Genomic DNA, 8,773 nt, shown 5'->3' on the forward strand with positions numbered 1-8,773 from the left:
AACGCTGCAGGCGTTTCGGGGTGCATCTGATCGCAACGAGCCCCTAGCCGACGACGCCCCTCTCGGCCCCCTCTCGGGCGGCGCGGCGTCCGGGGCACCACACCCGGAGCACGCCTGCGAATGAATGCGCAATGGTTTCGACGTCCTCAGTGAAAACGGTGTTATCGACGATCCATTGCGCGCCGGTTCGCAGAGAAGTCGTCCGCGAGGGCCCAGCCAGGCCCCTCCAGCCCGCGGACGCCTCACCGGCGACCCACCACCGTCGCGTTGCCCGCCATGCGGCTCGCCGCGTCCCGATCGCCTGCCCCAGGGCCACAACCGCCTCACGGACGCCGCACCGATCCCCCAGCCGTGCGACAAAGTCCACACCAGAGTGTGGAGAGTGTCAGGTAGAAACGCACAGCTCAGGCGCGGCCCACCACCACCCCGGCGCGGTCGATGCAGAGGACGTCCACCTCCACGGGGGCGTCGTGCAGCACGTCGAGGGCGACGGTCCGGGCGCCGGCGGCGACGGCGTCCCCGAGCCGGACGCCCACCTCCGCGCACAACCGGACGGCCCCCAACGCAGTCGTCGCCGCCCCGACCCGGGCGACGACGCTCGCCGGGGCGCCCGCGAGCGTGGCGAGCATGGCGAGGTGGGCGGCGTCCACGCTGGAGCGCGCGGAGTGCAGGTCGAGATGTCCGTTCGCGAGCTTGCTCAGCTTGCCGACGCCGCCGCACAGCGTCAGGCGCGGCAGCGGGTGCGTCCGGAGATACTTCAGCACCGCACCCGCGAAGTCGCCCATGTCGAGCAGGGCGGCGTCCGGGAGGCCGTACATCCTGCTCACGACCTGCTCCGACGTCGAGCCCGTGCAGGCCGCCACGTGCCGCAGCCCCATCGCGGCCGCCACGTCGATGCCGCGCCGGATCGAGTCGATCCACGCCGAGCACGAGTACGGGACGACGACCCCCGTCGTCCCCAGCACCGACAGCCCGCCGACGATGCCGAGACGCGGGTTCAGGGTGTGCCGGGCCATCGCCTCCCCGTGATCGATCGCGACCGTCACCTGGACGTCGGGGACGGCCGCCCCGACGATCTCCCCCGCCTCGACGGCGACCGCGCGCAGGTTCGCCGCGATCATGCGCCGCGGCATCGGGTTGATCGCAGCCTCGCCGACCTCCAGGGGCAGGCCCGGCAGCGTCACCGTCCCGACGCCCGGGCCTGCGAAGAACGTCACACCGCCCCCCGGACGCCCGCGCCGCACGGTCGCCCGGACGACCGCCCCGTGCGTGACGTCGGGGTCGTCCCCGGAGTCTTTCGTGACGGCCGCCGTCGCCCACACGGGCTGAGGGCCGGGGTCGAGGTCCTCGAGGGTGAGGGCGAAGGCGGGCGTCCGCCCCTGGGGCAGCTCGACGGTCACGGGGTCGGGGAACGATCCGGTGAGCAGCGCGGCGTACGCGGCCCGGGCGGCAGCGGTCGCACACGCGCCGGTCGTCCAGCCCGGACGCAGACCCGACGAGTCCAGTTGTCCGCGCCGGCCGCCGGCCGCGGCGTCCTCAGGCACGAGCGTCGTTGGTGGTCTCCGCGGTGCTCGCGATCGCGTTGACGGCGGCCACCGTGATCGCCGACCCGCCTCGCCGCCCGCGGACGACGAGGTACTCCAGCCCGAACGGGTTCGCGACCAGCGCCTCCTTGGACTCCGCGGCGCCCACGAACCCCACCGGGATGCCGATCACGCCGGCGGGCTTGATGCCCGTCTCCTCCACGACCTCCAGCAGCCGGAACAGCGCGGTCGGCGCGTTGCCGATCGCGACGACCGCGCCCTCCAGGCGCGGGCGCCACAGGTCCACCGCGGCGGCCGTCTTCGTGGTGCCCAGCTCGGACGCCAGGTCGGCCAGCCGCGGATCGCCCAGATGGCAGACGACCTCGTTCTCGGCGGGGAGCCGCGACCGGATGATGCCGGTGGCGACCATCGTCGAGTCGCACAGGACCGGCGCGCCGGCGCGGAGGGCGTCCCGACAAGCCTGAACGACCCCGGACGAGTACGCCAGGTCGGCGACGATGTCGGTCTGCGCGGCAGCGTGGATCATCCGGACAGCGACCTTCGCCACGTCGTCCGGCAACCCGCTCAGGTCGGCCTCGCGACGGATGGTCGCGAACGACTCGCGGTAGATCTCCGCGCCGTCCTTCAGGTACTCGTACGTCATCGGTCCCCTCCCGTTCAGGGCCAACACGCTAGCGGACGCCGCAGCTCAGCAGAACGCGCGGACACCCGCCGCGCCGCCTCAGGCGTCCTTGGTGGCCGCCCACTGGACGATCGCGCGGGCGGGCGTCCAGGCGAGGAAGCGTCCGATGGGCTGGGCGGTCTCCACGGCGATGCGGGTCAGCGAGCCGCCGTGGCGCCGGTACCGATCGACGGCCTCGGCCTCGGTCTCGAGGGTGACCGCGTGGACGACGATCCGCCCGCCCGGACGCAGCGCCTCCCACGCCGCCCCCACCACCTCGGCGGAGCCTCCGCCGCCGACGAACACCGCGTCCGGGGTGGGCAGCGTCGGCAGGACGCCGGCGGCGTCCCCCTCGACGATCGTCACGTCCGCGCCGAAGCGTTCGGCGTTCTCGCGCGCCCGCGCGGCGCGCACCGGGTCGCGCTCGACGCCGATCGCCCGCGCCCCGGACGCCGCCCGGCACCACTCGACGCCGACGGCTCCGGAGCCGGCGCCGACGTCCCACAGAAGCTCCCCCGGACGCGGCCGCAGGAACGCGAAGGCCCCCGCCCGCACATGGCGCTTCGTGATCAGGCCGTCGTGCGCGAACGCGTCGTCGGGCAGCCCGGGCAGGGCGTCGTCGGCGGGAACGTCGGGTCGATCGGCCGGGATGTCGGTGCTCACCCGCCCCAACCTAACGGTTACCCCGCCCGTTGCTACCCTGCCGAGACGACCACAAACCCGAACAAGACCGACGATCCAGGAGGACGCCCCATGCGCCACGCCCGACCCGCGCGGCTCCCCGCCGCGCTCGCGGCCGGCCTGCTCAGCGTGCTGCTCGCCGGCTGCGGGGCCGCACCGGCGGCGTCCGGGGAGGGCATGACGGGGACGCCGGGCGCGACCTCCGGCGCGAGCGACGTGTCCCCGGTGGGCCCGACGGCGTCCGAGGCGAGCACCGGCATCGGGACGCCGGCGTCCGCGCGACCGATCGACACCGAGGTGCAGGTGGGGCCCAAGCGGCTCGGCGGCACCCTCACCCTGCCGGGCGAGGGGGTTCCGCGGCGCAAGGTCGTCGTGGTGCTGATCTCGGGGTCGGGCCCGAACAAGCGGGACGCCGAGGTCGGCGACGTGCCGATCCGGCCGTTCCGCGACATCGCGAACGGGCTCGCCGCCTATGGCATCGCCTCGCTGCGCTACGACAAGCGCACGAGCGTGGAGGGCGCGTTCGACTCGAACACGCTGACGGTTCAGCAGGAGTACCTCGAGGACGCCGCGGCGGCGATCCGGCTGCTCGGCGAGCGTCCGGAAACACGGGCCGACAAGGTGATCGTCGCCGGGCACAGCCTGGGCGGCATGGTGCTGCCGAACATCGTGGAGGCCAACCCGGGGGTCGCGGGGGGCGTCATCATGTCGGGCACCCCGCGGACGTTCTGGGAGGTCACCCTCGACCAGCAGATCTCCTCCATCGAGGATTCCCCGGGCGGCGACAAGGCCGCGCGCATCGCCGCGGCCAAGGCCGAGCACGCGCGCGCCGCGGCGCTCACCGACCCGAACGCCGAGCCGATCCTCGACTTCGCGGCCCCCTACATCGTCAGCTACAACAAGCTGCGCTCGGGTGAGGTCGCGCGGCGGCTCACCGTTCCGCTGCTCGTGCTGCACGGCAGTCAGGACGGCAACGTGGCCGCCGAGCCGAACTTCGCCGCCTGGAAGACCGTGCTCGCCGGCAAGGACGCGACGTTCCACCTCTACCCCGAGGACAACCACTTCCTGCTCACCAAGGACGACCTCTCCCTCGACCAGCACGTCGACGGCCGGGTCATCCACGACATGGTCGCCTGGCTGCAGCGCTGGCCGTGAGGGCGGCGTCCGGGACGCCCACCAAACGGACGCCCGCTGTGCCAGGATGGCGGGCGTCTCGGCGCGAGGAATCCGGTGTGAGTCCGGAGCGGTCCCGCCACTGTGAGCGCCACGGCGTCAGTCAGGAACTCCCCGAGGCGACGCCCGACTCTCGATGCAGGCGCGGACCTGCGAGGAGGAACCGATGCCCGAGGCCCAGACCCCCGTCGTCCCCGACGACGGACTGACGACCGCCCAACGCCGGCGGCGTCCGCTGGTGATCGTCCACACGGGCGACGGCAAGGGCAAGACCACGGCCGCGATGGGGCTGGCGCTGCGCGCCTGGCACCGCGGCTGGCCGGTCGGGGTGTTCCAGTTCGTGAAGTCGGCCAAGTGGCGCACCGGCGAGGAGGCCGCCCTGCGGGCGCTCGGCGACGTCCACGCGACGACGGGCGCCGGGGCGCCCGTGACGTGGGAGGCGATGGGCCTGGGCTGGACGTGGTCGCGGCCGTCCCTGGACGCGGCGGGCGCCGAGGCGTCCGAGCCGGCGGACCTGGCCCGCGAGGGCTGGGAGCACGTGAAAACGCTCCTGCAAGCGCAGACGCACACCCTGTACGTGCTGGACGAGTTCACCTACCCCGTCGCGCGCGGCTGGGTGGACGCCGACGACGTCGTCGCGACGCTCGCGTCGCGGCCCGGCACGCAGCACGTCGTCATCACCGGACGCCGCTGCCCGGAGCCGATCCTCGACGCCGCCGACCTGGTGACGGAGATGACGAAGGTCCGGCACCCGTTCGACGCCGGGCAGCGGGGACAGGCGGGCATCGAATGGTGAGGCTCCCCCGGCTGGTGATCGCGGCGCCGGCGTCCGGGCACGGCAAGACGACCGTCGCGACCGGGCTCATCGCCGCGCTGGCGCGCTCGGGCCTGACCGTCGCGCCCGCGAAGGTCGGCCCGGACTACATCGACCCCGGGTATCACACGCTCGCCGCGGGGCGTCCGGGGCGCAACCTCGACCCGTTCCTCACGTCGGAGGACCTGATCGCGCCCCTGCTGCTGCACGGCGCCCGGACGCCCACCCCGGCCGACATCGCGGTCATCGAGGGCGTGATGGGCCTGTTCGACGGACGCCTCGGCACCGGCGGCTTCGCCTCCACCGCGCACGTCGCCCGGCTGACGGATTCGCCGGTCGTGCTGGTCGTGGACGTCCGGCACACGTCGCGCTCGATCGGCGCGCTCGTGCACGGGCTGGCCACGTTCGAGCCCGGGCTTCGGGTCGCGGGCGTCGTGCTGAACCAGGTCGGCTCGCCCCGCCACGAGGCGGAGGTGCGGGACGCGGTCGCACGGACGGGCGTCCCGGTGGTGGGCGTCCTGCCGAAGGCCGCCGACATCGAGGCGCCCTCGCGGCACCTCGGCCTGGTGCCGGCGGCCGAGCGTCCGGAGTCGGCGGCGGCGCTCGACTCGCTCGCGGAGCTGATCGCCGAGCACGTCGACTTGGACGCCGTCCGGGCGATCGCGGCGTCCGCACCCGACCTGGACGCCGAGCCGTGGGAGCCGTCCGCCGTGGTCAGGCCCCCGTCGGGGGCCGGCGACGGCAGGCGTCCGGTGATCGCGGTCGCGGGCGGACGCGCGTTCACGTTCCTCTACCCGGAGACGCTCGAACTGCTGCGCGCGGCCGGGTGCGAGCCGGTCAGCTTCGACCCCATGACGGACGCCGCCCTCCCGCCCGGCACGGCCGGGATCTATCTGGGCGGCGGCTTCCCCGAGATGTACCCCCTCGAACTGGCCGGCAACGCTGCCCTGCGCGCGGACCTCGCCCGCGCCATCGCCGCCGGGACGCCGACCGTCGCCGAGTGCGCCGGCCTGCTCTACCTGTCCCGGGCCGTGGACGGGCACCCGATGGTCGGCGCGCTCGACGTCGAGGCCGCGATGACGCCCCGGCTGACCCTCGGCTACCGCGAGGCCGTCGCGCCCGCGGACACGTTCCTGGCCCCGGCCGGCACGCGGGTGACGGGTCACGAGTTCCACCGGACCGCACTGCTCCCCCAACCGGACGCCGGCGCCTGGGACGTCGGCGGGCGTCCGGACGGCCTCGCGTCCGGGACCGTTCACGGCGCCTACCTGCACGTCCACTGGGCCGGTTACCCCGCGCTCGCGGAGCGGTTCGCCGCCGCCGCCCATACGTTTCTATCTGACAGAATCCACACTCTGAGGGGGACAACGTCACACACCCCCGGGGATTCTCCGGCGCTTCACGCCGATCTCCCGGCGCCCCGCGTGGATGCTACGGCACCGCCTGCCCCTGCGGTCTCTCCGGTCTCTCCCGCCCCGCCGGTCTCTCCCGCCCCGCCGGACTCTCCGCTCTCTCCGGACGACGCCCCCAGCGACGCCGACCTCGCGCACCACGGGGACGCCGACCTCGCCCCGGGCCTCACCGACCTCGCCGTCAACGTGCTCGTGCCGGCCCCGCCGTCCTGGCTCGTGGACGTCATCGTCCGCACCTCGGACGCCTGGTCCGCCTACCCCGACCCCCGCGCGGCGGTCGCCGCGATCGCGGCCCGCCACGGCGTCCCCGACGACATGGTCCTGCCCACCGCAGGCGGCACCGAGGCGTTCGCCCTTGTCGGACGCGTCATCCCCGGACGCCGCCCCCTCGTCGTCCACCCCCAGTTCACCCTCGCGGAGGCGGCGTTCACCGCCGCCGGACGCCGTCCCGCCCGGCACCTCCTGACCGCGCCCGGCTTCACCCTCGACCCGCAGGCCGTCCCCGCGGACGCCGACCTCGTCAGCGTCGGCAACCCGACCAACCCGACCGGCGTCCTCCACCCGGCCGCAGCGCTGCAGGCGCTGCGGCGTCCCGGACGAACGCTCGTCGTCGACGAAGCCTTCGCCGACGCGACCCCGGACGCCCCGAGCCTCATCGGCCCCGACATGGACGGCGTCCTCGTGCTGCGCTCGCTGACGAAGGTCTGGGGGCTCGCGGGCGTCCGGGCGGGGTACGTCGTGGGCGACCCGGCGCTCGTCGCGCGGCTGCGCGAGGCGCAGGAGCCGTGGTCGGTGTCGACGCCCGCGCTGGCCGCGATGGTCGCGTGCGCCTCCCCGGACGCCGTCGCCGAAGCGGACGCCCTGGCCCGGCGCGTCGCCGCCGCCCGGCCCGCGCTCGTGGCCGGACTGGAGGGGCTCGGTCTCCCAGTCGTGCCGGGGGACGCCCCGTTCGTGTGCTTCGACACGGCGTCCCTCGGGCCGGACTCGCTGCGCGTCGCGCTCGCCGAGCGCGGCTTCGCCGTGCGCCGGGGGGAGACCTTCCCCGGGCTCGGCCCCACGTGGCTGCGGGTCGCGGTGCGCGACCCGGAAACATCCGCGGCGTTCGTCGCCGCGCTCGCCGACCTCGCCGGGGGCCGCGTGCCCGAACCGGCCCAACAGAAGGGACTTCGATGATCAAGGAGCTCACCCCGGGGACCGTCGTCCTCGTCGGCGGCGGCCCCGGCGACCCCGACCTGCTGACGGTCGCCGGGCTGCGGGCCATCGGCCAGGCGGACGTCATCCTCTACGACCACCTCGCCCCCAACGACGCCCTCGCGGACGCGCGTCCGGACGCCGAGCTGATCCCGGTCGGCAAGTGGCCGCGCGGCAAGTACACGCCGCAGGAGGAGATCAGCCGCCTGCTCGTCGAGCACGCGCGAGCCGGACGCCGGGTCGTCCGGCTGAAGGGCGGTGACAATTTCGTCTTCGGACGCGGCGGCGAGGAGTGGCGGGCGTGCGCGGCCGCGGGCGTCCCGGTGGAGGTGATCCCGGGGGTGTCGTCGGCGGTCGCGGCGCCCGGGCTGGCGGGCATCCCCGTCACCCACCGGACAGTCTCGCAAGGCTTCACCGTCGTCTCCGGACACGTGCCGCCCGGCGATCCGCGCAGCACGATCGACTGGGCCGCGCTGGCCGGCGCTCACACGACGATCGTGATCCTGATGGGCGTGAAGTACCTGCCGCAGATCTCCGCGACGCTCACGGACGCCGGGCTCGACCCCGCGACCCCCGCCGCCGTCGTGATGGCCGCCTGCATGCCCGGCAGCCGGACCCTCCGGGGCACCGTCGCCGACATCGCCGACCTCGCCGCCGCAGAAGGGGTCACCCCGCCCGCGATCACCGTCATCGGGGGTGTCGCCGCGCTGGATTGGGCGCACGAGGCCCCCGCGGGCGTTTCTACCTGACGTTCTCCACACTCTGGTGTGGGCTTTGTCACACACCCCTGCGGGGACGGGTCGGTGCGGCGCGTCTCGTCCGACGGCCCCGGGGGCATTGGGCTGCGCGGCGTCCTGACCTGAAACCGCCCGCGAAACTCGCGTCTGCTCACCGAAGAGACCCAGGACGCCGCCGCGCGCTCCCCGCGCGGCGTCCGGCTGCCCACCACCTCGCGCGACCAAACCCCACTCGGACGCCCCGATTCTGGGCGGCCGCTCCCAAAGCTCGTGTCGACGACACCGATGCTCACCGGACGCCCGAGGCGTCCAGTCGATTTGCCACCACTCGATGCAGGTCTACCGCAGGATCGACGCTCACCCGCGCGAGGAAACCCTCATCGAGTGGCGGCTTTTCGACCGGGCGCCGGGTGAGGTCCGCGGCAGCTCGCCTCGACCCGCGGACGCCGAGAGACCCCACACAACGGACGCCCCGGCCGCGCGCGCGGCCGAGGCGTCAGCATCGGCGCAATAGCGCCTCCGTCTCCCCGAGCCGTGTGACAAAACCCACACCAGAGTGT

At 74.4% G+C, this 8,773-nt stretch carries 7 protein-coding genes and 1 riboswitch; of the genes, 4 read left to right on the top strand and 3 right to left on the bottom strand.

Annotated features, from left to right (window positions below; genetic code table 11):
- Positions 1-404 precede the first annotated feature (404 nt).
- The 3 genes from WMJ97_RS13135 to cbiT all read right to left on the bottom strand — a co-directional run bounded on the left by WMJ97_RS13135 (position 405) and on the right by cbiT (position 2,868).
- Positions 405-1,544 (bottom strand): cobalt-precorrin-5B (C(1))-methyltransferase, encoded by a 1,140-nt coding sequence (locus tag WMJ97_RS13135; RefSeq protein WP_347349453.1) that lies wholly within the window; start codon positions 1,542-1,544, stop codon positions 405-407.
- Positions 1,537-2,187: a precorrin-8X methylmutase gene (locus WMJ97_RS13140; protein ID WP_347349454.1), complete on the bottom strand. Its 651-nt coding sequence runs from the start codon at positions 2,185-2,187 to the stop codon at positions 1,537-1,539. Before WMJ97_RS13140 ends, WMJ97_RS13135 begins: the two co-directional genes overlap by 8 nt.
- A 78-nt stretch (positions 2,188-2,265) precedes the next feature.
- Entirely contained in the window at positions 2,266-2,868 is a 603-nt protein-coding gene (gene cbiT / locus WMJ97_RS13145) for a precorrin-6Y C5,15-methyltransferase (decarboxylating) subunit CbiT (protein WP_347349455.1), read from the bottom strand.
- A 90-nt stretch (positions 2,869-2,958) separates the two neighbouring features.
- Here cbiT and WMJ97_RS13150 point away from each other — a divergent pair, with 90 nt between their 5' ends.
- The 4 genes from WMJ97_RS13150 (at position 2,959) to cobA (ending at position 8,225) form a co-directional block, all read left to right on the top strand.
- A complete protein-coding gene (locus tag WMJ97_RS13150; RefSeq protein WP_347349456.1) occupies positions 2,959-4,041 on the top strand; it encodes an alpha/beta fold hydrolase in 1,083 nt (360 codons plus the stop codon).
- A 33-nt stretch (positions 4,042-4,074) separates the two neighbouring features.
- Positions 4,075-4,193: riboswitch (cobalamin riboswitch) on the top strand.
- A 32-nt stretch (positions 4,194-4,225) separates the two neighbouring features.
- The gene (gene cobO, locus WMJ97_RS13155; protein ID WP_347349457.1) at positions 4,226-4,855 is read left to right on the top strand and encodes a cob(I)yrinic acid a,c-diamide adenosyltransferase; all 630 of its coding nucleotides are present in this window, start codon (positions 4,226-4,228) and stop codon (positions 4,853-4,855) included.
- Positions 4,849-7,458, top strand: coding sequence for a cobyrinate a,c-diamide synthase (locus WMJ97_RS13160; protein ID WP_347349458.1), 2,610 nt, complete (start codon positions 4,849-4,851; stop codon positions 7,456-7,458). The genes cobO and WMJ97_RS13160 overlap by 7 nt, the downstream gene beginning before the upstream one ends.
- Positions 7,455-8,225, top strand: a complete 771-nt coding sequence (gene cobA / locus WMJ97_RS13165; protein ID WP_347349459.1) for a uroporphyrinogen-III C-methyltransferase — start codon at positions 7,455-7,457, stop codon at positions 8,223-8,225. Before WMJ97_RS13160 ends, cobA begins: the two co-directional genes overlap by 4 nt.
- Positions 8,226-8,773 lie beyond the last annotated feature (548 nt).

This window comes from Nigerium sp. (genome assembly GCF_039811905.1).
In the GTDB taxonomy this organism is placed as follows: Bacteria; Actinomycetota; Actinomycetes; order Propionibacteriales; family Propionibacteriaceae; genus Propioniciclava.

Bases quoted from the DNA above. Each gene is read 5' to 3' on its own strand.
- WMJ97_RS13140 (WP_347349454.1), bottom strand. From the start codon at position 2,187: ATGACGTACGAGTACCTGAAGGACGGCGCGGAGATCTACCGCGAGTCG.
- WMJ97_RS13150 (WP_347349456.1), top strand. From the start codon at position 2,959: ATGCGCCACGCCCGACCCGCGCGGCTCCCCGCCGCGCTCGCGGCCGGC.
- cobO (WP_347349457.1), top strand. From the start codon at position 4,226: ATGCCCGAGGCCCAGACCCCCGTCGTCCCCGACGACGGACTGACGACC.
- WMJ97_RS13160 (WP_347349458.1), top strand. From the start codon at position 4,849: ATGGTGAGGCTCCCCCGGCTGGTGATCGCGGCGCCGGCGTCCGGGCAC.
- cobA (WP_347349459.1), top strand. From the start codon at position 7,455: ATGATCAAGGAGCTCACCCCGGGGACCGTCGTCCTCGTCGGCGGCGGC.